The 22,575-nt window shown below is 54.0% G+C and carries 19 protein-coding genes and 1 riboswitch; of the genes, 10 read left to right on the forward strand and 9 right to left on the reverse strand.

Annotation, left to right across the window (positions count from 1 at the left end; all coding sequences use genetic code 11):
- Nucleotides 1-108: 108 nt before the first annotated feature.
- Nucleotides 109-1,005, forward strand: a complete 897-nt coding sequence (locus K2184_RS23510) for a DMT family transporter (protein WP_004107555.1) — start codon at nucleotides 109-111, stop codon at nucleotides 1,003-1,005.
- Nucleotides 1,006-1,035: 30 nt separating this feature from the next.
- Here the strand turns inward: K2184_RS23510 and K2184_RS23515 are convergent, their stop codons facing one another.
- The 5 genes from K2184_RS23515 to K2184_RS23535 all read right to left on the reverse strand — a co-directional run bounded on the left by K2184_RS23515 (nucleotide 1,036) and on the right by K2184_RS23535 (nucleotide 5,532).
- Nucleotides 1,036-1,803: a DeoR/GlpR family DNA-binding transcription regulator gene (locus tag K2184_RS23515; protein ID WP_142478904.1), complete on the reverse strand. Its 768-nt coding sequence runs from the start codon at nucleotides 1,801-1,803 to the stop codon at nucleotides 1,036-1,038.
- Nucleotides 1,804-1,931: 128 nt separating this feature from the next.
- A complete protein-coding gene (gldA, locus tag K2184_RS23520; protein ID WP_004107557.1) occupies nucleotides 1,932-3,035 on the reverse strand; it encodes a bifunctional L-1,2-propanediol dehydrogenase/glycerol dehydrogenase in 1,104 nt (367 codons plus the stop codon).
- Nucleotides 3,036-3,091: 56 nt separating this feature from the next.
- Nucleotides 3,092-3,754 carry a fructose-6-phosphate aldolase gene (gene fsa, locus K2184_RS23525; RefSeq protein ID WP_004107558.1) on the reverse strand — a complete coding sequence of 221 codons (663 nt, stop codon included), beginning with the start codon at nucleotides 3,752-3,754 and terminating at the stop codon, nucleotides 3,092-3,094.
- 204 nt (nucleotides 3,755-3,958) lie between these two features.
- On the reverse strand, nucleotides 3,959-4,822 hold the full coding sequence (locus tag K2184_RS23530) for a helix-turn-helix transcriptional regulator (RefSeq protein WP_163525542.1): 864 nt from the start codon (nucleotides 4,820-4,822) through the stop codon (nucleotides 3,959-3,961).
- A gap of 302 nt (nucleotides 4,823-5,124) precedes the next feature.
- Nucleotides 5,125-5,532: a DUF1090 domain-containing protein gene (locus K2184_RS23535; RefSeq protein ID WP_142478905.1), complete on the reverse strand. Its 408-nt coding sequence runs from the start codon at nucleotides 5,530-5,532 to the stop codon at nucleotides 5,125-5,127.
- Between the two features lie 594 nt (nucleotides 5,533-6,126).
- Here K2184_RS23535 and zinT point away from each other — a divergent pair.
- Entirely contained in the window at nucleotides 6,127-6,774 is a 648-nt protein-coding gene (zinT, locus tag K2184_RS23540) for a metal-binding protein ZinT (RefSeq protein WP_163525544.1), read from the forward strand.
- Nucleotides 6,775-6,872: 98 nt separating this feature from the next.
- Here the strand turns inward: zinT and ppc are convergent, their stop codons facing one another.
- The gene (ppc, locus tag K2184_RS23545; RefSeq protein WP_004107564.1) at nucleotides 6,873-9,524 is read right to left on the reverse strand and encodes a phosphoenolpyruvate carboxylase; all 2,652 of its coding nucleotides are present in this window, start codon (nucleotides 9,522-9,524) and stop codon (nucleotides 6,873-6,875) included.
- A 254-nt stretch (nucleotides 9,525-9,778) separates the two neighbouring features.
- The gene (gene argE, locus K2184_RS23550) at nucleotides 9,779-10,930 is read right to left on the reverse strand and encodes an acetylornithine deacetylase (protein ID WP_004107566.1); all 1,152 of its coding nucleotides are present in this window, start codon (nucleotides 10,928-10,930) and stop codon (nucleotides 9,779-9,781) included.
- Between the two features lie 184 nt (nucleotides 10,931-11,114).
- On the opposite strand from argE, the gene argC reads away from it, so the two are divergent.
- The 4 genes from argC to oxyR all read left to right on the forward strand — a co-directional run bounded on the left by argC (nucleotide 11,115) and on the right by oxyR (nucleotide 15,538).
- The gene (gene argC, locus K2184_RS23555; protein WP_004116918.1) at nucleotides 11,115-12,119 is read left to right on the forward strand and encodes an N-acetyl-gamma-glutamyl-phosphate reductase; all 1,005 of its coding nucleotides are present in this window, start codon (nucleotides 11,115-11,117) and stop codon (nucleotides 12,117-12,119) included.
- A 6-nt stretch (nucleotides 12,120-12,125) separates the two neighbouring features.
- Nucleotides 12,126-12,902 (forward strand): acetylglutamate kinase, encoded by a 777-nt coding sequence (argB, locus tag K2184_RS23560; RefSeq protein WP_094298910.1) that lies wholly within the window; start codon nucleotides 12,126-12,128, stop codon nucleotides 12,900-12,902.
- 77 nt (nucleotides 12,903-12,979) lie between these two features.
- Nucleotides 12,980-14,353: an argininosuccinate lyase gene (argH, locus tag K2184_RS23565; protein ID WP_004116920.1), complete on the forward strand. Its 1,374-nt coding sequence runs from the start codon at nucleotides 12,980-12,982 to the stop codon at nucleotides 14,351-14,353.
- 267 nt (nucleotides 14,354-14,620) lie between these two features.
- Nucleotides 14,621-15,538 (forward strand): DNA-binding transcriptional regulator OxyR, encoded by a 918-nt coding sequence (oxyR, locus tag K2184_RS23570; RefSeq protein ID WP_004107578.1) that lies wholly within the window; start codon nucleotides 14,621-14,623, stop codon nucleotides 15,536-15,538.
- Here the strand turns inward: oxyR and sthA are convergent.
- Nucleotides 15,521-16,921, reverse strand: coding sequence for a Si-specific NAD(P)(+) transhydrogenase (sthA, locus tag K2184_RS23575; RefSeq protein WP_004116922.1), 1,401 nt, complete (start codon nucleotides 16,919-16,921; stop codon nucleotides 15,521-15,523). The genes oxyR and sthA overlap by 18 nt on opposite strands.
- Nucleotides 16,922-17,117: 196 nt before the next feature.
- Here sthA and fabR point away from each other — a divergent pair, with 196 nt between their 5' ends.
- Nucleotides 17,118-17,753, forward strand: coding sequence for an HTH-type transcriptional repressor FabR (fabR, locus tag K2184_RS23580; protein WP_004107582.1), 636 nt, complete (start codon nucleotides 17,118-17,120; stop codon nucleotides 17,751-17,753).
- Nucleotides 17,754-17,768: 15 nt separating this feature from the next.
- Nucleotides 17,769-18,128 carry a YijD family membrane protein gene (locus K2184_RS23585; RefSeq protein ID WP_004107583.1) on the forward strand — a complete coding sequence of 120 codons (360 nt, stop codon included), beginning with the start codon at nucleotides 17,769-17,771 and terminating at the stop codon, nucleotides 18,126-18,128.
- Nucleotides 18,129-18,174: 46 nt separating this feature from the next.
- Here the strand turns inward: K2184_RS23585 and trmA are convergent, their stop codons facing one another.
- On the reverse strand, nucleotides 18,175-19,275 hold the full coding sequence (gene trmA / locus K2184_RS23590; RefSeq protein ID WP_047720468.1) for a tRNA (uridine(54)-C5)-methyltransferase TrmA: 1,101 nt from the start codon (nucleotides 19,273-19,275) through the stop codon (nucleotides 18,175-18,177).
- A 116-nt stretch (nucleotides 19,276-19,391) separates the two neighbouring features.
- Nucleotides 19,392-19,572: riboswitch (cobalamin riboswitch) on the forward strand.
- Nucleotides 19,573-19,639: 67 nt separating this feature from the next.
- Here trmA and btuB point away from each other — a divergent pair.
- Nucleotides 19,640-21,508 (forward strand): TonB-dependent vitamin B12 receptor BtuB, encoded by a 1,869-nt coding sequence (gene btuB, locus K2184_RS23595; protein ID WP_163525546.1) that lies wholly within the window; start codon nucleotides 19,640-19,642, stop codon nucleotides 21,506-21,508.
- Nucleotides 21,453-22,307, forward strand: coding sequence for a glutamate racemase (murI, locus tag K2184_RS23600; protein ID WP_163525548.1), 855 nt, complete (start codon nucleotides 21,453-21,455; stop codon nucleotides 22,305-22,307). Before btuB ends, murI begins: the two co-directional genes overlap by 56 nt.
- The last annotated feature ends 268 nt before the right edge of the window (nucleotides 22,308-22,575 follow it).

Genomic DNA, 22,575 nt, shown 5'->3' on the forward strand with positions numbered 1-22,575 from the left:
TCTCTGCGGTGCCGAAAACGCATTCGACGCCGCTGCTTTTGGTTTATCGTCCCGCCAGCAAAGCGAGTATAGTGCCCGCAAAATATTCATGATGGTTGGATGATGATTATGGCAGGGAAAAATAGCCCGTTGGCCTTCGGCGGCCTGATTGTGCTGACGCTTATCTGGAGCTACAGCTGGATTGCGATGAAGCAGGTGACGCTCTATATCGGCGCGTTCGATTTTACCGCGCTGCGCTGTATTTTGGGGGCGGCTTTGCTGTTTATCGTTTTGCTGCTGCGCGGTCGCGGAATGCGGCCCACGCCATTTGGCTACACACTGGCGATTGCCCTGCTGCAGACCTGCGGGATGGTTGGGCTTGCCCAGTGGGCGCTGGTCAGCGGCGGGGCCGGGAAGGTTGCGGTTCTAAGCTATACCATGCCGTTTTGGGTGGTCATGATGGCGGCGCTATTTTTAGGCGAACGCATGCGGCGGCTGCAGTATGCCGCGATAGGCGTGGCGGCGCTGGGTTTATTGCTGGTGCTGCAGCCGTGGCAGCTCGATTTTTCGTCGATGAAAAGCGCCCTGCTGGCAATCCTCTCTGGCATAAGCTGGGGGGCCAGCGCGATTGTGGTTAAGCGGATGTATGCTCGCTATCCGCGCGTGGATTTACTGGCCTTGACCAGCTGGCAAATGCTGTATGGCGCGCTGGTGATGAGCGCCGTCGCCTGGCTGGTGCCGCAGCGCAGCATTGACTGGCAGCCTGGGGTTTTTTGGGCGTTGGGATATAGCGCGATTCTGGCCACGGCGCTGGCCTGGTGCCTCTGGTTATTTGTGTTACGTAATTTGCCCGCCAGCGTCGCGGGGCTGAGCACCCTGGCGGTCCCGGTCTGCGGAGTCCTGTTTTCATGGTGGCTCTTAGGGGAAAACCCGGGTCCGGTTGAAGGCGCCGGTATTGTGCTGATTGTCCTCGCGCTGACCCTAATCAGCCTCAAGAAGCGTGACGCTCGGGGGCAGGACGCATAAGTATTATCAACGCAAAACGCTCAATTACCCCTATGCGGACGCCGGGCCATCAGAAGCGATTTCAGCCAGCAGTAGCTGTACGTTTTGCCTGTCCATCAGAGAGAGAATATCGGCGGAAAGACCGGACTGGCAAACGGCGAAGTCAAGGTCTGCCAGACGACCGTAACCCGCAAGAAACGTTTGGCCAAATTTCGTTTTGTCCGCCAGCAGGATTTTCTGTCTTCCGGCCCGCATCAGCGTTTGCTTGACGTGCGCGCCGGCCATGGTTGCTACCGTCAGCTCGCCCTCGTCGTTGATTCCCTGAGTGCCAAGGAAGACCTTGTCGGCATGGATGTTATGAAAGAAGTCGGCGGTACTGAAAGAAATCATTCCCTGAGCCTCCTCGTCATATTCGCCAGGCGCTACGATCAATTTAATATTTTTACGCCCTTTCAGCAGATTAACGACCGGGAAGGAATTGGTTATCACCATGATTCTTTTATCTAAAATAAACTGAGCGAGCGCCAGCGGCGTGGCGCCGCAGTCGATAATAAGGGTATCGCCATCTTCAATCAGTTCGGCGGCTTTCTGGCCTATGAGATGCTTATCATCATCCATTTGAATCGAGTTCAGCAGAAAGCTGTGACCGGCGCTGGCGCCGCTGGTCAAATAGGCTCCGCCGTAGGTCGTTTTAACAATACCTTGTTTTTCAAAGAAGGAGAGGTCGCGACGGATGGTCATTTTAGTGACAGCGAACTTTGCGGCGAGCTCATTGACGACGACTTTTTTGTCCTGCTGCAGAATAGAGTAAATGCTCATTCTTCGATCTGATGACTGCATATCTACGACTCACCCAAAGGAAAATCGCACTATAAAATACATCGTTTTGGCGGGCAATGGCGGGTGAAAAGAAGATACCCGCCTGCTGGCGGGTATGTCGGGAGGGGTTATTCCCACTCTTGCAGGAAGCGTTGACCGTACTGGTCGGCAACCAGAAGCGCGGCATAAACCTGATCCGGCGTTGCGCCGCCGGGCATATTATGGATGGTTTCGCCTTCTGCGCAGGCGGCTTCCGCTACGGTACGCATTTTGCCTGGGATATCGGCTTTAATATCCAGCTGCGCCAGGGTGATAGGCAGTCCGACGCTATGGCACAGCGCCGCTACGGTTTCGATCTCTTCTACCGGCGCGTTTTCCAGTACCAGCTGCGTGAGCGTACCGAAAGCTACTTTTTCACCATGATAGTAGTGGTGAGCATCCGGGATCGCGGTCAGGCCGTTGTGGATAGCGTGCGCAGCCGCCAGGCCGCCGCTTTCAAAGCCGACGCCGCTCAGGTAGGTGTTGGCTTCAATCACCCGCTCCAGCGCTGGCGTCACAACGTGCTGCTCTGCCGCCAGCATCGCTTTTTCACCTTCTTCAATCAGCGTGTTGTAGCACAGTTCAGCCAGCGCCAGCGCTGCCTGAGTACATTTGCCGCCCGCCATGGTGGTGGCGCCGCTGCGGGAGCAGGCACGCGCTTCAAACCAGGTCGCCAGCGCGTCGCCGATACCGGCCGCCAGCAGGCGCGCCGGGGCTCCGGCAACGATTTGCGTATCGACAATGACCATGTTCGGATTGCGCGGCAGCATCAGGTAGCTATCAAACTCGCCGTCATCGGTATAGATGACAGAGAGCGCGCTGCAGGGGGCATCGGTGGAGGCAATCGTCGGGGCAATCACCACCGGCAGATTCATAAAGTGTGCTAATGCTTTTGCGGTATCCAGCGTCTTGCCGCCGCCGATACCCAGCACGGCTGTGCAGCGGGCGGAACCGGCAATATCACGCAAGCGGTTGATTTCATTGTGTGAGCATTCGCCGCCAAACGGCGCGATTTCGCCAACCAGATCGGCATCCGCCAGGCTTTTACGCAGTTTTTCTTCGGCAAAACCGAGTACAAATTTATCGCCAACGATGAGCCAGCGCTCAGCCAGCGGTTTGAGGTATCCGCCAAGGCGAGAAATTGCGTCCGCGCCCTGAATGTACTTACCGGGTGATTGAATAATGCGATCCATTTCTATTCCTCCTGGATGACCGGGATGCCGCCTCCTGGGGCGGTCCGCCGATCGGGTTACAGGTTCAGAGTTCCAAAAGCGTTATTCCAGTCCTGCTCAAACTTCTCAATGGCTGACTCTACCGCAGGGGTGCCGAGCATTTGTTGCGCTACATCTAACGGCAGGGTAATAGCTTCGCAACCGGCTAACAGGCAATCCAGCGCCTGGCGCGGCGTCTTAAAGCTGGCGGCCAGCACTTTGCTTTCCGGCGCATGCAGCTCCAGCAGAGATTGCAGCTCCTGGACCATGCGGATGCCGTCGCCGCCCTGGGCGTCGACGCGGTTTACATAAGGTGCAACGTATTTTGCCCCGGCCAGCGCAGCCAGCAGGCCCTGAGATGCGCTATAGACCGCCGTGCCAAGCGTGGGGATACCTTCTTTTTTCAACAGTTTGATCGCAGCGAGGCCTTCGGCAGTCACCGGAATTTTTACCACAATACCGGGAACGGCGTTGCTCAGGCGCTTGGCTTCTTCCACCATGCCCTGCGCGTCGCGGCTCATGGTCTGGGCGAACAAAATACCTTCCGGGCCGACGGCTTTTTGCAGGCGCGGCAGAACATCCCAAACCGGCGTTTTGCCTGCGGCGATAATGCTCGGGTTGGTGGTCACGCCTGCCAGCGGGTAAATACGGGCCAGGCGTTCAACTTCTGCTACGTTTGCGGTGTCCAGATAGAGTTCCATAATGCTTTCCTCAGTGCTTAATTCGTGGTGTCGTTGAGGTAAGAATACGGCTTTCACTCGAAGGGTCGCCAGATGACAAATTTGCCAAAAACTGGATAAATGTACGCATTACGACTAAGGGTGATTTAGATCACATTTATCTCGAGAGCAGGATCAACAGTGGGATAAAACTACGTACAAAAGTCAGGTTTAACACACAAAAATCTAGTTTTCCGGCGAAGCGGTTTTCTCCGTCAACTGGCTATGATACTGACGGCGATACTCTGACGGCGAGCGTTCGGTGTTTTTGCGGAACAGGCGGCAGAAGTAGTTGCTGTCGGCAAAACCGCAGGCATGGGCGATATCTTTCACTTTCATATCGTGGCCTTTTAACAGCATTCTGGCCTGTTCCAGGCGAATATGATTCAGGTATTCGTTAAACCCCATTGGCCCGCATTTCTGGAACAGATGGGAAAGATAGTTAGGCGAGAGATAAAACGCTTGCGCCACCGACTCCCGGGTTAACGGGTCGGCAAAGTGGGCATCAATATGCTTACGAATCGCTTCAAACAGCGCCTGGCTGCGCGATGACGTTTGCACCTGACTGCCCAGCAGATCGGCGCAGTGGCTGAGCAGGCTGGTGACGATACAGCGGGCCGTGTGCTGTTCCTGCGGCTGCATCTGCATTTCATTTAGCGCCTGCAGAAGAAAAGAGCCGACCCGGGGGCCGCGGCGCGGAACCTGCTGTTTATCCAGCACGCTAAGCGCGCCGCCGTCCCAGCGGCGCAGGGCGAATTCCAGCTGTTGTTTACCGAACAGGATGGTTAACAGCGTGGAGGGCACCAGCCATTGAGGAGCGTTCCATCCACCAGCCGGAATATAGAGCACATCGTGCGGCATGAGCCGGGCGCAATCGGCTTTAATCGCCGGATCCTGAAGCTGACCCTCAAGCATGATTTCGAGGCGCGCAAAATCGACGCATAGCGCTTTTTCAGAAGCCGGTCTGGACTCTGTGGAAAAATGGACTTTGCCGATTACCGCCTGACCTTTAATAAAAGAATCAATAACCTGATTGATGCCGTTATCCATTATCGCTCCGCAAAACATGCTTTATCTGCATCATACCGAACATCGTGGAAAAGGCAGAATACCAGAGGGTGGCATAAGATACTCCATCGAAGCAGGATTATTCTTCGGCTCTGTCTGTTTTTATATTTTTGCAATCATGTGCTTACAAGTTATTTCTGCGTATGGCGGATTGCTTCTGGCGGCATCACATATCAGGATTTTTCATTACTTAACATGGGAGTGAGCGGGGGGAATATCTTGTCGACAATCAGCTTACGGAAAGAGAGCTGGCTTAACCAGGAGGTTAGTCCAGTCTCTTTTCTTTATTGCCAGGTCAGTGACTGATTGAGGCCAGATTGTACTTCCATAAGCTCATTTTTGGCTTCTTGTAGCTTCTTCTCTTTTTTTCTGATTTTTTCAGGATCGCCTGAAGCCTGGGCGTGGCGTAGTTCTTCCATGCGCTCGCGGACCTTACTCTCCTTGTCTGCAACCTTCTCTTGCCACTCAGAAGTAAGTTTACCGTCTGTGCAGTAGCGTTGTACTTTTGTCAGCGCGCTTTCCAGCCCCCTGATTCTATGTATATTTCCGTAAGCTTTGGCATACTCCAGCTGTTTTTGAATTTGATATTCTTTTTGCGCACAACCAGACCATTTATCGGATGCAGTGGCTGCGGCAGAAACAAAAGGGCTAAGTAATATAAAATAGGTAAGTGATTTAATTATAAACTTCATGATAAGTCCTTTATCAATTTAAACAGTAAGGGCGAGAGTTTTGTAGTTATTTAATATTGAATGTTATTTGAGAAAAGAGACCCGGTCAATAACCATAGACCAGGATTTCTCTTATAATTATATGATGTAAAGTTAATTGTTAACTTTATGATTTATAATCAAAAATATGAAATACAACAATCCCGTTGAGTTGCGTGTGGCTACCTCGCTGGTAAAATATAAAGTAAAAGGTGCGCGGACATTCAGATGATGGTTTTTTAATAAATCACTCACTTTATTTTTTTAGAAATATTGATATCTATGAGGTTTATTTGTTTGTCGATGTTTTGCCCTTTTGCAAGAAAACGCACAACCACTATTGATGGATAAATTAGGCCATAGGTTTTTTCATGATATCTGCTGTTTTTTTATCTGGCCACTGAAAACCCATCTGCTAAAACAGATCTCAGGGATTATTTTCTGACCAAAGCGGCTTCTTTTCGGCACAATGGGTATCCCGAAAAGGGGAAGTCAGGGTATGAAAGTGTGTTGCATAATATTAATGTTATGTTATACCGTAACATATTATTGCTAACCTAAACTCAGGAGAGAGTGATGACCCGAAAGATTTCCGCGCTTATGCTTGGTATGAGCCTGGTCCTGGCGAGCAGCCAGGCTGTTGCCCACGGCCACCATAGTCATGGCCCGGCGCTGACCGAAGCAGAGCAAAAGGCGAGTGAAGGCATTTTTGCCGACCAGGATGTAAAGGACAGGGCGCTGAGCGACTGGGACGGTATCTGGCAGTCGGTAAATCCCTATCTGCTGAACGGCGATTTAGATGCCGTGCTGGAGCAGAAGGCCAAAAAAGCCGGTAAAAGCGTGGCGGAATATCGGGAATACTATAAGAAGGGCTATGCCACCGATCTGGACCAGATTGGTATCGAAGATAACATCATGGAGTTTCACATCGGAAAAACCGTGAATACCTGTAAGTACGCCTATTCCGGTTACAAAATCCTGACCTACGCATCCGGTAAAAAAGGCGTGCGCTACCTCTTTGAATGCCAGCAGGCGGATTCAAAAGCGCCAAAGTTCGTCCAGTTTAGCGATCACACCATTGCGCCGCGCAAATCCCAACATTTCCATATCTTTATGGGCAATGAGTCGCAGGAAGCGCTGCTGAAAGAGATGGATAACTGGCCGACCTACTACCCTTACGCGCTGCATAAAGAGCAGATTGTCGACGAAATGCTGCATCACTAATAAAAAGCCCCGGTAAACGCGATGCTTACCGGGGCCGAGGTTTTTAACCCGGCTCGCGCTACGCACGCTTAGCCGGGCTACAGGTTTCTCAAGGCGAATTAGCCGGTGTTACGCATACCAGCCGCAACGCCTGCGATGGTGACCATCAGCGCTTGTTCAACGCGCGGATCCGGTTTTTCACCTTTCTCTTCCGCCAGGCGTGAACGATGCAGCAGTTCGGCCTGGAGTACGTTCAGCGGGTCGGTATAGATATTACGCAGCTGGATGGACTCCGCGATCCACGGCAGGTCGGCCATCAGGTGGGAATCGTTGGCGATGGCCAGCACCACGTTGATGTCAGCAGACAGCAGTTCGCGCAGCTCTTCGCCCAGCTTCCACAGTTCGGGCTTCACCAGACGCTGATCGTAATATTCCGCCAGCCACAGATCGGCTTTTGAATAGACCATCTCCAGCATGCCGAGACGAGTAGAGAAGAACGGCCAGTCGCGGCACATGCTCTCCAGCTCGCTCTGCTTGCCGCCTTCGACGACTTTTTGCAGCGCAGCGCCGGCACCCAGCCAGGCTGGCAGCATCAGGCGGTTTTGCGTCCATGCGAAGATCCACGGAATGGCGCGCAGCGACTCGACGCCGCCGGTCGGGCGACGTTTGGCCGGGCGCGAGCCCAGCGGCAGTTTACCCAGCTCCTGCTCCGGCGTAGCGGAACGGAAGTAAGGAACGAAATCTTTATTTTCACGCACGTAGCCGCGGTACATCTCGCAGGAGACGTCGGACAGCTCGGCCATGATGTCGCGCCATTGCGCTTTTGGCTCTGGCGGCGGCAGCAGGTTGGCTTCCAGAATCGCGCTGGTGTAGAGCGACAGGCTGCTGATGGTGACTTCCGGCAGACCGTATTTAAAGCGGATCATCTCGCCCTGTTCGGTGACGCGCAGGCCGCCTTTCAGGCTTCCCGGAGGCTGAGAGAGCAGGGCCGCGTGCGCCGGCGCGCCGCCGCGACCGATAGAACCACCGCGGCCGTGGAACAGCGTCAGCTCAATGCCGGCCTTTTCACAGGTTTTAATTAACGCGTCCTGCGCCTGGTACTGCGCCCAGGAGGCGGCCATTACGCCCGCATCTTTCGCCGAGTCGGAATAGCCGATCATGACCATCTGCTTGCCCTGGATAAAGCCGCGATACCAGTCGATATTCAGCAGTTGGGTCATAACGTCGTCGGCGTTATTCAGGTCGTCCAGGGTTTCGAACAGCGGAGCGACCGGCAGCGCAAAGCCGATACCGGCTTCTTTCAGCAGCAGATGTACTGCCAGGACGTCTGACGGCGTTTTGGCCATCGAAATCACATAGGCTGCAATAGAGCCGCGCGGCGCTTCGGAGATGACTTTGCAGGTCTCAAGCACTTCGCGGGTTTCTTCGCTCGGCTCCCACTGACGCGGCAGCAGAGGACGTTTGGAATTCAGTTCGCGGATCAGGAAGGCCTGTTTGTCAGCTTCTGACCAGCTTTCATAGTCGCCGATGCCGAGGTAGCGGGTCATCTCGCCCAGCGCTTCGGTGTGACGGGTGCTTTCCTGACGGATATCGATACGCACCAGCGGTACGCCAAAGGCTTTTACGCGGCGCAGGGTATCGAGCAGCTCGCCGTTGGCGATAATCCCCATACCGCAGGCCTGGAGCGACTGGTAACAGGCGTAGAGCGGTTCCCATAGCTGCTCGTTTTGCGTGATAAGGCCCGCCGGTTTCGGTAGCTTCTGCCCCTTCAGGCGCGCTTCCAGCCAGGCCTGCGTCTCCATCAGCTGCGTGCGCAGTTTTTTCATCAGGTAACGATAGGGTTCCTGCGCGCCTTCCGCGCCTGCCAGTTCACGAAGCTCGTCGGTACACTCGACCATTGACAGCTCGGAAATCAGCAGCTGCACGTCTTTCAGGAACAGATCGGTGGCTTTCCAGCGGCTGAGCAGCAGGACGTGGCGGGTAATGTCGGCGGTTACGTTCGGGTTGCCGTCGCGGTCACCGCCCATCCACGAGGTAAAGCGGACCGGGACAAAATCCACCGGCAGCCGATAGTTGAGGTTATCTTCCAGCTGCTCATTCAGCTCACGCAGGTAGTTTGGTACACCTTCCCACAGGCTATTTTCGACAACCGCGAAGCCCCATTTGGCTTCATCCACCGGGGTAGGGCGATGCTTACGGATTTCATCGGTATGCCAGGACTGGGCAATCAGTTGGCGAAGACGGCGCATGACCTGGTGGCGCTCATAGTCAGCAATATCGTTATTATCGAGCAGCTTCAGGCAGTTGTTGATCTCGCCCATCTTGTGGATCAGCGTACGACGCGTGATTTCTGTCGGGTGCGCGGTCAGCACCAGTTCCAGCGACAGGGATTCAACGGCTTGTTTAATAATCGTTTCGTTGAGATTCGGTTGCTCTTTGAGCTTTCTCAGGGTGCGGGCAATCACTTCAGGATTACTGGCCGCTTCGCCTTTTGGCGAAATGCTGTGGTATTGCTCAGCGGTATTAGCCAGGTTCAGAAACTGGCTAAAGGCGCGCGCCACCGGCAGCAGCTCGTCGTTGGACAAGTTTTGCAGCGTGGTGAGCAGCTCCTGGCGGTTGGCTTCATTGCCAGCGCGAGAAGATTTGGACAACTTACGGATAGTTTCGACACGATCAAGAATGTTTTCTCCTAGCGCATCCTTGATGGTGTCGCCCAGCACCTTACCGAGCATACTGACATTACTACGCAAAGCGGAATATTGTTCGTTCATGTTACCCCAGACACCCCATCTCATTTTATTTTGTTATATCCGGCGCTCGAAAATTTGAGCAGTGGATAAGCAACCGTCTTTTATAAAGCCACGTAAAACCCCCCGCGTCAATTGTTGCGAAATCGCTTCAGCAAACGAATAAATAGCGGCAATTTGCGAAATTTAACTCAGAGGTCGCTTGATAAGTGTTGCTTATGAAAACGTGATAATTGTCACCCTCTCGTGCGGAAAAAAATCACCAGAGGGCGCGCGTTTTAATGCCAGCAGAAATGGTGGACCACCTGGGTAATGAGCTCGCGGGTTGGCTTAATAAAGCGCGTTTCCAGATACTCATCCGGCTGGTGGGCCTGGTTAATCGAGCCCGGGCCTAATACCAGCGTCGGACAGAGGGTCTGAATAAACGGCGCTTCGGTGCAGTAGTTGACCACGTCGGTCTGCGCGCCGAGCAGTTTTTCGACTACCTCAACCAGCTTATGGTCCGGTGGGCATTCGTAGCCAGGGATCGGCGGATGCAGTTCAGCAACGGTCAGGCGACCAGGCCAACGCTCACTCACCGGTGCCAGCGCCTCGTTCAGCAGCCCGTTAAGATCGTTGAGGGTCATTCCGGGCAGCGGGCGAATATCCATATGCAGTTCGCAACAGGCGCAAATGCGGTTGGAGGCATCGCCGCCGTGAATGGCCCCAAGGTTAAGTGTGGGATACGGGACGGTAAATGCGGCGTAGTGATAACGCTCTTTCAGGTCATCGCGCAGCTGCATGATGCGGCCGATGGCATCGTGCATTAGCTCAATGGCGTTGACGCCGCGTGCCGGGTCGCTGGAGTGGCCAGACTGCCCCTGAACGCGAACGGCAGTAGACATATGGCCTTTGTGCGCGCGTACCGGCTGCAGCGAAGTCGGTTCGCCGATAATGGCGCAGTCCGGCCGCAGTTGGGTCGTTTCGGCGAAATAGCGCGCGCCGGCCATGCTGGTCTCTTCATCGGCCGTCGCCAGAATATAGAGCGGCTTTTTCAGTTTAGCCACATCGACGTCGCGCAGGGCATCGAGAATAAAGGCGAAGAAGCCTTTCATATCCGCAGTGCCCAGGCCGTATAGCTTATTGTCGTGCTCGGTCAGGGTAAAAGGATCGCGAGTCCAGCGGCCATCATCAAACGGGACGGTATCGGTGTGCCCGGCAAGCAGCAGGCCGCCTGCGCCGTGGCCGGTACTCGCCAGCAGGTTGAATTTATTACGCGTATCCGGCACCGGCTGAACTTCAACATTAAAGCCGATATCACGGAACCAGCCCGCCAGTAAATTGATTAAAGACTCATTGCTTTGATCCAGCGCCTCTTCGGTTGCGCTGATGGAAGGTGTGGCGATCAGCGCGCGGTAAATCTCGATAAAGGGCGGTAAATTGTTTTTCATTGTTGACACACCTCGGGTCGTGATAGTATCAATATTCATGCATTATTTGTGAATAAAAATACATTATCGTTGAGCGTAAGGAAACCCATCGAACGTAAGGATGATGCGCTTACGGCTCAACAGGGTGGGGAAGGCAACGGTCTTCCAGGGCAAATATACGTAAGCAAGAAGGTGAAGAGCCCCAATGTTGAACACGCTGATTGTGGGCGCCAGCGGTTATGCCGGCGCAGAGCTAGTGGCCTATGTAAATCGCCATCCTCATATGACCATAACCGCTTTGACGGTCTCCGCGCAAAGCAATGATGCGGGAAAATTAGTTTCCGATTTGCATCCGCAACTGAAAGGGATTGTCGATCTGCCGCTGCAGCCGATGTCTGATATCAGCGAGTTTAGCGCCGGAGTCGATGTCGTTTTTCTGGCTACCGCCCATGAAGTGAGCCACGATCTGGCGCCGCAGTTTCTCGCGGCGGGCTGCGTGGTGTTCGATCTCTCCGGGGCGTTCCGCGTGAATGACGGCGCCTTCTATGAAAAATATTATGGTTTCACTCATCAGCACCCTGAACTGCTTGAACAGGCGGTTTACGGCCTGGCCGAGTGGAGCGTCGAAAAGCTAAAAGAAGCAAATCTGATTGCCGTACCCGGCTGCTACCCGACGGCGGCTCAGCTATCGTTAAAACCGCTGATCGATGCGGGACTGCTGGATCTTAACCAGTGGCCGGTGATCAACGCGACCAGCGGGGTCAGCGGCGCCGGGCGTAAAGCCTCTCTCGGTAACAGCTTCTGCGAAGTCAGCCTGCAACCCTACGGCGTTTTCAATCACCGCCATCACCCGGAAATCTCCACCCACCTGGGCGCGGACGTTATTTTTACCCCGCATCTGGGCAATTTTAAGCGTGGGATTCTGGAAACCATTACCTGCCGTCTGAAGCCCGGCGTCAGTAAAGAACAGGTCGCGGCGGTGTTCCAGCAGGCCTATGCGGATAAACCGCTGGTACGTTTATACGATCGCGGGGTCCCTGCATTGAAAAATGTCGTGGGTCTGCCATTCTGTGATATCGGTTTTGCAGTCCAGGATGAACATATCATCGTGGTGGCGGCGGAAGATAACCTGCTGAAAGGTGCGGCCGCGCAGGCCGTACAGTGCGCTAACATTCGTTTCGGCTTCGCTGAGACGCAGTCTCTTATTTAAGGTGTGATGATGAATCCTTTAATTATCAAACTCGGCGGCGTCCTGCTGGACAGCGAAGAAGCGCTGGAGCGCCTGTTTACTGCCCTGGTGAACTACCGTGAATCACATCAGCGCCCGCTAATTATTGTGCACGGCGGCGGCTGCGTGGTGGATGAACTGATGAAGCAGCTTAATCTGCCGGTGAACAAGAAAAATGGTCTGCGGGTCACCCCGGCGGATCAGATCGACATTATTACCGGCGCGCTGGCGGGAACCGCCAATAAAACGCTGCTGGCGTGGGCGAAGAAACACGGCCTGGCTTCCGTTGGGCTATTCCTCGGCGATGGCGATAGCGTCAAAGTGACGCAGCTTGATGAAGAGCTTGGCCATGTCGGATTTGCTCAGCCGGGTTCTCCGGCGCTGATTAACACGCTGCTGGCGGGCGGTTATCTGCCGGTTGTCAGCTCCATCGGCGTTACCGATGACGGTAAGTTAATGAACGTCAACGCCGACCAGGCGGCGACCGCGCTGGCGGCAACGCTTGGCGCAGACCTGATTCTGCTGTCAGACGTGAGCGGCATTCTCGATGGCAAAGGTCAGCGTATTGCTGAAATGACCGCCGGGAAAGCTGAACAACTGATCGAGCAGGGCATTATCACCGACGGAATGATCGTCAAAGTGAATGCGGCTCTGGACGCGGCGCGGACATTAGGCCGCCCGGTCGATATCGCCTCCTGGCGGCACGCAGAGCAGCTCCCTGCACTGTTTAACGGTACGCCGATCGGCACGCGTATTCTGGCATAATCAATTTATCATTTTGTCGGCCCGGTAAGCGCAGCGCCGCCGGGCAATAAAATTCAAAGATATTAAGGAAGCATGTTATGGCACTTTGGGGTGGGCGTTTTACTCAGGCAGCGGATCAGCGGTTCAAACAGTTCAACGACTCTTTGCGCTTTGACTATCGCCTGGCGGAGCAGGATATCGTTGGCTCTGTTGCCTGGTCCAAAGCGCTGGTGACGGTGGGCGTACTGACCGCTGATGAACAGCAGAAGCTGGAAGAGGCGCTGAACATTCTGCTGGAAGAAGTACGGGCTAATCCGCAGCAGATCCTCGAAAGCGATGCGGAAGATATTCATAGCTGGGTAGAAGGTAAACTGATCGACAAGGTTGGCCAACTGGGCAAAAAGCTGCACACCGGGCGCAGCCGTAATGACCAGGTCGCAACGGACCTGAAGCTGTGGTGCAAAGATACCGTGGTGGAGCTGCTGTCGGCGAATCGTCAGCTGCAAAGCGCGCTGGTTGAGACGGCGGAGGCTAATCAGGACGCGGTCATGCCGGGCTATACTCACCTGCAGCGCGCGCAGCCGGTGACGTTCGCTCACTGGTGTCTGGCCTATGTCGAAATGCTGGCGCGTGATGAAAGCCGCCTGCAGGATGCGCTGAAGCGTCTGGACGTCAGCCCGCTGGGCTGCGGCGCGCTGGCGGGGACCGCCTATGAAATCGATCGCGAACAGCTTGCCGGCTGGCTGGGTTTCGCAACGGCGACCCGCAATAGCCTGGACAGCGTGTCCGATCGCGATCACGTCCTGGAACTGCTGTCCGATGCCTCAATCGGCATGGTCCACCTGTCGCGTTTTGCCGAAGATCTGATCTTCTTTAATACCGGCGAAGCGGGCTTTGTGGAGCTTTCTGACCGCGTGACGTCGGGTTCATCCCTGATGCCGCAGAAGAAAAACCCGGATGCGCTGGAGCTGATCCGCGGTAAATGCGGCCGCGTGCAGGGTGCCCTGACCGGCATGATGATGACCCTTAAAGGGCTGCCGCTGGCCTACAACAAAGATATGCAGGAAGATAAAGAAGGCCTGTTTGACGCGCTTGATACCTGGCTCGACTGCCTGCATATGGCGGCGCTGGTGCTTGACGGTATTCAGGTGAAACGCCCGCGCTGTGAAGAAGCCGCGCAGCAGGGATACGCGAATGCCACCGAGCTGGCGGACTATCTGGTAGCTAAAGGCGTACCGTTCCGTGAGGCGCACCATATTGTGGGTGAAGCGGTAGTAGAAGCCATTGCCCAGGGCAAACCGCTGGAAGATCTCCCTCTGGCCGATTTACAAAAATTTAGCGGCGTTATTGCTGATGACGTCTATCCGATTCTTTCGCTGCAGTCGTGTCTGGATAAGCGAGCGGCTAAAGGCGGCGTTTCTCCGCAGCAGGTTGCTCAGGCGATTGCCGACGCTAAATCGCGCCTGGTTTGAGCTATCTGTTCGCTGCCTGAAAGGTATTAAATAAAGGAAGCTCGGGTAACTCCGGGCTTTTTTATGCAAAAAAAAAGCGGACACAAGGTCCGCAAAAGTTCACGTTGGCTTTAGTTATCCGGGTAGAGAACTGATGAGGAAGCTCAATGATTTTCTGCAGTTTTCCTCATTTATGGGTTTATTATTGAACAGAAACCTTGATAGGGATAATCGTTCGTTGCTATTCTATCTATCGCCATGGACTATCGTGGCGATGGAGGATGAATAATGAATATTCGCGATCTTGAATATCTGGTAGCGCTAGCTGAACACCGCCACTTCCGCCGTGCGGCGGATTCTTGCCACGTCAGTCAACCTACGCTTAGCGGGCAGATCCGTAAGCTGGAGGATGAACTCGGCGTGATGTTGCTGGAGCGCACCAGCCGTAAGGTTCTGTTCACCCAGGCAGGGCTGCTGCTGGTGGATCAAGCGCGTACCGTGCTACGCGAAGTCAAAGTGCTTAAGGAAATGGCGAGCCAGCAGGGAGAGACCATGTCCGGGCCATTGCATATCGGACTGATCCCGACCATTGGCCCTTATCTGCTGCCGCTGATTATCCCCATGCTGCACCAGACCTTTCCGAAGCTGGAAATGTATCTGCATGAAGCGCAAACCCATCAGCTGTTGGCCCAGCTTGATAGCGGTAAGCTCGACTGCGCAATTCTGGCGCTGGTCAAAGAGAGCGAAGCTTTTATTGAGGTGCCGCTGTTTGATGAGCCAATGATGCTGGCTATCTATGAAGATCATCCGTGGGCAAACCGCGAGTGCGTGCCGATGTCGGATCTGGCCGGTGAAAAACTGCTGATGCTGGAAGATGGCCACTGCCTGCGCGATCAGGCGATGGGCTTTTGCTTTGAAGCCGGCGCCGATGAAGACACCCACTTCCGCGCGACCAGTCTCGAAACGCTGCGTAACATGGTGGCTGCCGGTAGCGGCATCACCCTGTTGCCCGCCTTAGCCGTGCCGCAGGAGAGAAAGCGCGATGGCGTGGTCTATGTGCCTTGCATTAAGCCGGAACCGAGACGTACCGTTGGGCTGGTTTATCGCCCGGGTTCTCCGCTGCGTAGCCGTTATGAACATCTGGCGGAGGCCATCCGCAGTAAAATGGATGGCCATTTCGACGCGGCGTTAAAACAGGCGGTTTAAGCCATTCAACGCAGCTACCCGATAGGCTTCCGCCATTGTCGGATAGTTAAAGGTGGTGTTAACGAAGTACTCAATGGTGTTACCGCCGCCTTTCTGCTCCATTATCGCCTGGCCGATGTGAATAATTTCGGCCGCGCGCTCGCCGAAACAATGAATGCCGAGGATCTCTTTCGTTTCGCGATGAAACAGGATCTTCAACGTACCGACGCTCATACCGACAATCTGCGCTCGCGCCAGGTGCTTGAACTGCGCGCGCCCGACCTCATAAGGCACCTTCATTGCCGTCAGCTGCTGCTCGGTTTTGCCGACCGAGCTGATTTCCGGAATGGTGTAAATCCCGGTAGGGATATCCTCAATCAGATGCGCAGATGCTTCGCCTTTCACCAGCGCCTGGGCCGCAATGCGCCCCTGATCGTACGCGGCGGAGGCCAGGCTCGGATAGCCAATCACATCGCCGACGGCATAGATGTGCGGCAGGGCGGTCTGGTACATGCTGTTGACCTTTAGCTGACCGCGGCTATCGGTCTGCAGACCGATATTTTCCAGCGCCAGAGAGTCGGTATTCCCGGTACGGCCGTTGGCGTAGAGCAGGCAGTCCGCCTTGAGCTTTTTGCCGGATTTCAGATGCATGATGACGCCGTCATCAACGCCTTCAATCTTTTCGTACTCTTCGTTGTGACGAATCACCACGCCGCTGTTCCAGAAGTGATAGGAGAGCGAATCAGACATCTCCTGATCGAGAAACGCCAGCAGACGATCGCGGGTGTTGATCAGATCCACTTTGACCTCCATCCCGCGGAAGATCGACGCATATTCGCAGCCGATCACCCCGGCGCCATAAATGATCACATGGCGCGGTTCGTGATGCAGGCTGAGGATCGAGTCGCTGTCATAAATGCGCGGATGATGAAAGTCGACGTCTGCCGGGTGATAGGGGCGTGAACCGCAGGCAATGACGAACTTTTCCGCCGTCACCGTCTCCACGGTACCGTCGTGGCATTCCAGCGCGATAGTGTGTTCATCGACAAAATGGGCGTTGCCCTGCAGGATTTCACAGTGGTTGCGCTCATAGAAACCCTGACGCATATGGGTTTGCTGGTTAATGACGCTGTCGGCATGGTTCAGGATGTCGGCGAAGGAAGAACGAAGAAGACGGGAATGGTCGCTGTAGAGGGGGTTTTGGTTAAACTCGATAATACGGCTGACGGCATGGCGGAGGGCTTTTGACGGGATGGTACCCCAGTGGGTACAACCGCCGCCGACGTTATGGTAGCGCTCGATGACGGCAACGCGTGCTCCCTGTTTCACCAGCCCCATGGCGGCACCTTCTCCGCCCGGACCGGAACCAATCACAATTGCATCATAATCCCAAGAGTGTGACATGGCATTACTCACCTGTTTTATACATAAAATAAACACGATGATAACATTCGCCGCGCTTTAACCCAATTATCGTTGTGCTTTTTTGCGGCATAAAAGCAGAATCAGCTCGTAAACAATCATTCACAATCCAGTGTAAACCGATTGGTTCTAATCTCTGGTATAGTGCCGGAAGGGCTTATGGAAGGATTCAGACAACGTGATGGGCGTAAGAGCGCAACAAAAAGAAAAAACCCGGCGTTCGCTGGTGGAAGCAGCATTTAGCCAGCTAAGTGCTGAACGAAGTTTTGCCAGCTTGAGCCTGCGCGAAGTGGCGCGGGAAGCCGGGATCGCCCCAACGTCCTTCTATCGCCATTTCCGCGATGTCGATGAGCTGGGTTTGACCATGGTGGATGAAAGCGGGCTGATGCTGCGTCAGCTGATGCGTCAGGCGCGGCAGCGTATCGCCAAAGGGGGTAGCGTCATTCGTACCTCTGTTTCCACCTTTATGGAATTCATCGGTAACAACCCGAATGCCTTCCGTCTGCTGCTGCGTGAACGCTCCGGTACATCCGCGGCGTTTCGTGCCGCCGTGGCGCGTGAAATTCAGCATTTCATCGCGGAACTTGCCGACTATTTAGAAATCGAAAACCATATGCCGCGCGCCTTTACCGAAGCGCAGGCTGAAGCTATGGTCACCATCGTATTTAGCGCCGGCGCCGAGGCCCTGGATGTAGGTCCGGAGCAGCGTCGGCAGCTGGAAGAGCGCCTGGTGCTGCAGCTCAGAATGATCTCGAAAGGCGCGTATTATTGGTATCGCCGTGAACAAGAAAAAATTTCAAATCATTCCGAATAACGTGAAGGACGAGCAATGAAACACTCAGTACAAGATAGAGGCACGCTGCTGCTGGCGCTGATCGCAGGTTTATCCATTAATGGAACCTTCGCTGCGCTATTCAGTTCAATTGTCCCTTTTTCCATTTTCCCTGTTTTGTCGCTGGTGCTGACGGTTTACTGTCTGCATCAGCGCTATCAAAATCGTAGTATGCCCGTGGGTCTGCCGGGGCTTGCCGCCGCCTGTTTTATTCTCGGCGTGCTGGTTTATAGCACCGTTGTGCGCGCGGAATATCCGGACATCGGCTCTAACTTCTTCCCGGCGGTTCTGTCGGTGATTATGGTGTTCTGGATTGGCTACAAAGTGCGCAACCGCAAGAGCGCGATCGCTGAATAATCTATCGCCCGGCAACAGCGCTGTTGCCGGGTTTCCTGCCGCAGCTTTACTTCTTCGTTAACAGTACGCCGCATTCCATATGGTGGGTATACGGGAACTGGTCGAACAGCGCCAGGCGCGTGACCTCGTGGGTATCACTGAGCGTTTCCAGGTTCTGGCATAGGGTCTCCGGATTGCAGGAGATATACAGAATACGCGGATACGCCTGCACCATTTTCTCCGTTTCGCTATCCAGCCCGCTGCGCGGCGGATCGACGAAAATCGTCTCGCACTGATAGCTCTTCAGATCGATGCCCTGCAGGCGATTAAACTCCCGCACGCCGTTCATCGCTTGAGTAAACTCTTCCGCCGACATGCGGATAATCTGCACATTATCAATGTGGTTCGCGGCAATGTTGTATTGCGCTGCTGCGACGGATGGTTTAGCAATCTCTGTTGCCAGCACGCGATCGAAATTACGCGCCAGCGCCAGCGAAAAGTTGCCGTTGCCGCAATACAGCTCAAGCAGGTCGCCGGTTGCGCCTTTCGTGGTATCAATAGCCCACTCCAGCATCTGGATGTTCATCGCTGCGTTCGGCTGGGTGAAGCTATTCTCTACCTGGCGATAGACCATTTCACGCCCGCCAACCGGTAAGCGTTCATCAATATAATCCTGATCCAGCTCGATTTTCGTCTTCGTTGCGCGGCCAATCAGATGCACATTCAGGTTTTGCCCCCGCAGCGCATCGCGCAAACGCTCCGCCTGCTGGCGCCACTCGTCGTCGAGCTTTTTATGATACAGCAGCGATATCACCGCCTGGTTGCTTAGGGTGGTCAGATAATCCACCTGAAACAGTTTATGGCGCAGTACCGGGTTATCGCGTACGCCGGCAATCACGGCAGTCATCAATTGATTAATGAGTTCACTGGCGGCCGGGAAGGTATCGACGCGAATACGGGATTTGGTCTGCTGATCAAACATAATGTGGTACAGGTCATCGCCATCGTGCCACAGGCGGAACTCTGCGCGCATGCGATAGTGGCTGACCGGCGAACGAAACACTTCCGGAACCGGGGCGCTGAAAGGCGCCATCATTTTCTGCAAACGGACGACTTTTTCTGCCAGCTGCGCTTCATATTGTTCGGTAGGAAGGTGTTCGGGGGTCATGATGTATCCTGAATAAAATAAGTACGCGGGGATTGTAGGGAAAGCGCTGGGGATGTCCAGCCCTGATGATATCAGGAAATATCACCGTAGAAGTCTGGACATCTATATGTTTCTAATTATAGCATCGTGTTACCGGTCCTATGAGTTAATAGGGAATCCAGTGCAAATCTGGAGCTGACGCGCAGCGGTAAGGAAAAGTGGGATGAGCGCATAGTGCAGACACTGCAGTTATTTAGCGGGAAGTCCTCATCCATTAAACACCCCAAGCCCGAAGACCTGCCGGAATACGTCGCATTTGGTTTCTATCATCGCGTGCTATTGATAGAGCCGGCGGCATCCTTTGCATATTACGGATGCTTTTAAAATGATTAAAAAAGCTTCGCTGATGACGGCGCTCTCCGTCACGGCTTTTTCCGGCTGGGCGCAGGACAGCAATTCAGATACGTTAGTGGTGACAGCAAATCGTTTTCAACAACCGGTCAACACGGTCCTTGCGCCGACCGATGTTGTGACGCGGGAAGAGATCGATCGCTGGCAGGCGAAAGATTTGAACGATGTAATGCGCCGATTGCCTGGCGTGGACGTCGCGCAAAATGGGGGGATGGGACAATCTTCCTCGCTCTTCATCCGTGGTACTGAAGCCAAACAGGTGCTGGTTCTGGTTGATGGCGTTCCCATGGCTCGACCGGGTATCACCAATAATCCTGACCTGAACCAGATTCCGCTATCGCTGGTGCAGAGAGTTGAATATATCCGCGGCCCGCGTTCGGCGATTTATGGTTCCGGCGCAATGGGCGGCGTGATTAACGTCATTACGCATTCCGATAAAGAACAATCCAAAATTACCGCTGGGGTGGGTTCTAAAGGGTACCAACAATATGACGGTACTCTGCGCCATCGCTTTGGCGATACGGTCGCGACAGTTGCGGGCTCTTATGAGGGCAATAAAGGCTTTAACGTTCAGCCTGATTCAACCTGGGATCACGACGGCGATCGCGATGGTTTCCGTAATAAAACGTTTTGGGGCGGTCTTGAGCATAAATTTAACGAGAATTTTGACGGTTTCTTCCGCGGACACAGCTACACCAACAACTCTGATTACGATCTTGGAAGCCCGCCGTATAGTCCGGCCAACAGCGCAGATGAAAACCAGCTCTATAACCAAAGCTGGGATGCCGGGCTGAACTTCAATTCCGGTATTTACTCCTCTCAGCTTATCGCCAGCTATCAGAAGGTAAAGGACTATAACTACAGCAGTATTTATGGTCGTTATAATGATGGGACGACGCTCGACAGGATGACGCAGCGTAATCTTCAATGGGGCAATAACGTTATTGTCGGTCACGGCTCGGTCAGCGCAGGGGTCGATTGGCAGCAGCAGCGTTTAACGTCGTCAGATACGGCGCTGTCGGATACCTACAAGCGTGATAACACGGGGCTGTATCTGACGGGCCAGCAGCAAGTGGGTGATGTCACCCTCGAAGCTTCCGGACGTGAAGATCACGATGAGCAGTTTGGCTGGCACGGTACCTGGCAGACTACCGCAGGATGGGAGTTTGTTGAAAATTATCGCCTGACTATCGGTTACGGTACCGGCTTCCTTGCGCCTTCTTTAGGACAACAGTTTGGCTCAACCCGATTTGGTATCAACGCGAATCCTAATCTGAAACCTGAAGAGTCGAAACAGTGGGAGGCGGGGCTGGAGGGGCTTACCGGCCCTGTTGACTGGCGCTTATCCGCGTACCATTACAAGATTAGTAATCTGATTACCTATTACTCCGATCCTGTTACCTATGAGGGGGAGTACGACAATATCAATGCCGCCACGATTAAAGGCGTGGAATGGACGGGAAGTATTGATACCGGTATTTTTAGCCATCGCGTAACGTTGCAGTATGTTGATCCGCGTAACGATGATAACGGTGAAGTGCTGGCCCGGCGTTCTAAACGACAGGCAAAGTATCAGCTGGACTGGTCCGTGTTTAATGTCGATATGGATGTGTCGTGGCAGTATTATGGGAAGCGTTACGACAACAACACCTCCCAATACAACAATACGCAAAGAATTTTGCCGAGCTACAGCACGGTAGACGTTTCTGCAGCGTATCCGATCACCGATCGACTGACAGTTCGTGGTAAAATAGCTAACCTGTTCGATAAAGATTACGAGACAGCTTATGGCTACCAAACTGCAGGGCGAGAATACTACTTGTCTGGCAGCTACACCTTCTGATCCACGTCCCACCGTGCTGGTGTTTGATTCCGGCGTCGGTGGGCTGTCGGTTTACAATGAGATTCGGCAGCTTTTGCCGAATCTGCATTATATCTACGCTTTCGACAACGTTGCTTTCCCCTACGGTGAGAAAAGCGAAGAGTTTATTGTTGAACGCGTTCTGGAGATTGTCACCGCGGTTCAGCAGCGTTACCCCCTGGCGCTGGCCGTCATTGCCTGTAATACCGCAAGTACCGTTTCCCTCCCCGCCTTGCGCGACAAATTTGCGTTTCCGGTTGTCGGCGTGGTTCCTGCGATAAAACCCGCGGCACGATTAACGGCGAATGGCGTTGTTGGTCTGCTGGCGACGCGCGGGACGGTAAAACGTCCTTATACGCGCGAACTGATTGCTCGTTTTGCGAATGAATGCAAAATCGAAATGCTGGGATCGGCAGAGCTGGTTGAGCTGGCAGAAGCCAAGCTGCACGGCGAGCCGGTTCCGCTGGATGAGCTGCGACGTATTCTGCGTCCCTGGCTGCGAATGCAGGAGCCGCCTGATACGGTTGTGTTGGGCTGTACGCATTTCCCTCTATTACAAGAGGAGCTGCAGCAGGTTCTGCCGGAAGGGACAAGAATGATCGACTCCGGGGCGGCGATTGCGCGTCGAACCGCCTGGCTATTAGAGCATGAAGCGCCTGATGCAAAATCGGGTGATGCCAATATTGCGTACTGTATGGCGTTAACGGCTGAAACTGAACAGCTTTTGAGCGTTTTGCAGCGTTACGGCTTCGAATCGCTGGAAAAACTACCGCTTTCATAGCGTTTTGCACAAAAAAGAGACGGTTGAAAGATTTTTTGCAAACAGGGCTTGTCAACGTCTCAGAACTCCCTATAATGCGCCTCCACTGACACGGAACAACGGCTTACAGCCCGCCGGGTCAGCGGGATTCAGCGATGAATGCCGGCAGAGAAAAGCGAAATTAAACGCTTGACTCTGAATGAGGAAAACGTATTATACGGGACCTCGCAACGGTGAGCGAAAGCCGCGTTGCACTGCTCTTTAACAATTTATCAGACAATCTGTGTGG

The organism is Klebsiella sp. K5-306 (genome assembly GCF_051835185.1).
Taxonomy (GTDB): domain Bacteria; phylum Pseudomonadota; class Gammaproteobacteria; order Enterobacterales; family Enterobacteriaceae; genus Klebsiella; species Klebsiella oxytoca.

Bases quoted from the DNA above. Each gene is read 5' to 3' on its own strand.
- ppc (WP_004107564.1), bottom strand. From the start codon at position 9,524: ATGAACGAACAATATTCCGCTTTGCGTAGTAATGTCAGTATGCTCGGT.
- K2184_RS23515 (WP_142478904.1), bottom strand. From the start codon at position 1,803: ATGAGCATTTACTCTATTCTGCAGCAGGACAAAAAAGTCGTCGTCAAT.
- argC (WP_004116918.1), top strand. From the start codon at position 11,115: ATGTTGAACACGCTGATTGTGGGCGCCAGCGGTTATGCCGGCGCAGAG.
- fsa (WP_004107558.1), bottom strand. From the start codon at position 3,754: ATGGAACTCTATCTGGACACCGCAAACGTAGCAGAAGTTGAACGCCTG.
- gldA (WP_004107557.1), bottom strand. From the start codon at position 3,035: ATGGATCGCATTATTCAATCACCCGGTAAGTACATTCAGGGCGCGGAC.
- trmA (WP_047720468.1), bottom strand. From the start codon at position 19,275: ATGACCCCCGAACACCTTCCTACCGAACAATATGAAGCGCAGCTGGCA.
- K2184_RS23585 (WP_004107583.1), top strand. From the start codon at position 17,769: ATGAAACACTCAGTACAAGATAGAGGCACGCTGCTGCTGGCGCTGATC.
- oxyR (WP_004107578.1), top strand. From the start codon at position 14,621: ATGAATATTCGCGATCTTGAATATCTGGTAGCGCTAGCTGAACACCGC.
- K2184_RS23530 (WP_163525542.1), bottom strand. From the start codon at position 4,822: ATGGATAACGGCATCAATCAGGTTATTGATTCTTTTATTAAAGGTCAG.
- K2184_RS23535 (WP_142478905.1), bottom strand. From the start codon at position 5,532: ATGAAGTTTATAATTAAATCACTTACCTATTTTATATTACTTAGCCCT.
- murI (WP_163525548.1), top strand. From the start codon at position 21,453: ATGGCTACCAAACTGCAGGGCGAGAATACTACTTGTCTGGCAGCTACA.
- argB (WP_094298910.1), top strand. From the start codon at position 12,126: ATGATGAATCCTTTAATTATCAAACTCGGCGGCGTCCTGCTGGACAGC.
- argH (WP_004116920.1), top strand. From the start codon at position 12,980: ATGGCACTTTGGGGTGGGCGTTTTACTCAGGCAGCGGATCAGCGGTTC.
- sthA (WP_004116922.1), bottom strand. From the start codon at position 16,921: ATGTCACACTCTTGGGATTATGATGCAATTGTGATTGGTTCCGGTCCG.
- argE (WP_004107566.1), bottom strand. From the start codon at position 10,930: ATGAAAAACAATTTACCGCCCTTTATCGAGATTTACCGCGCGCTGATC.
- K2184_RS23510 (WP_004107555.1), top strand. From the start codon at position 109: ATGGCAGGGAAAAATAGCCCGTTGGCCTTCGGCGGCCTGATTGTGCTG.
- btuB (WP_163525546.1), top strand. From the start codon at position 19,640: ATGATTAAAAAAGCTTCGCTGATGACGGCGCTCTCCGTCACGGCTTTT.
- zinT (WP_163525544.1), top strand. From the start codon at position 6,127: ATGACCCGAAAGATTTCCGCGCTTATGCTTGGTATGAGCCTGGTCCTG.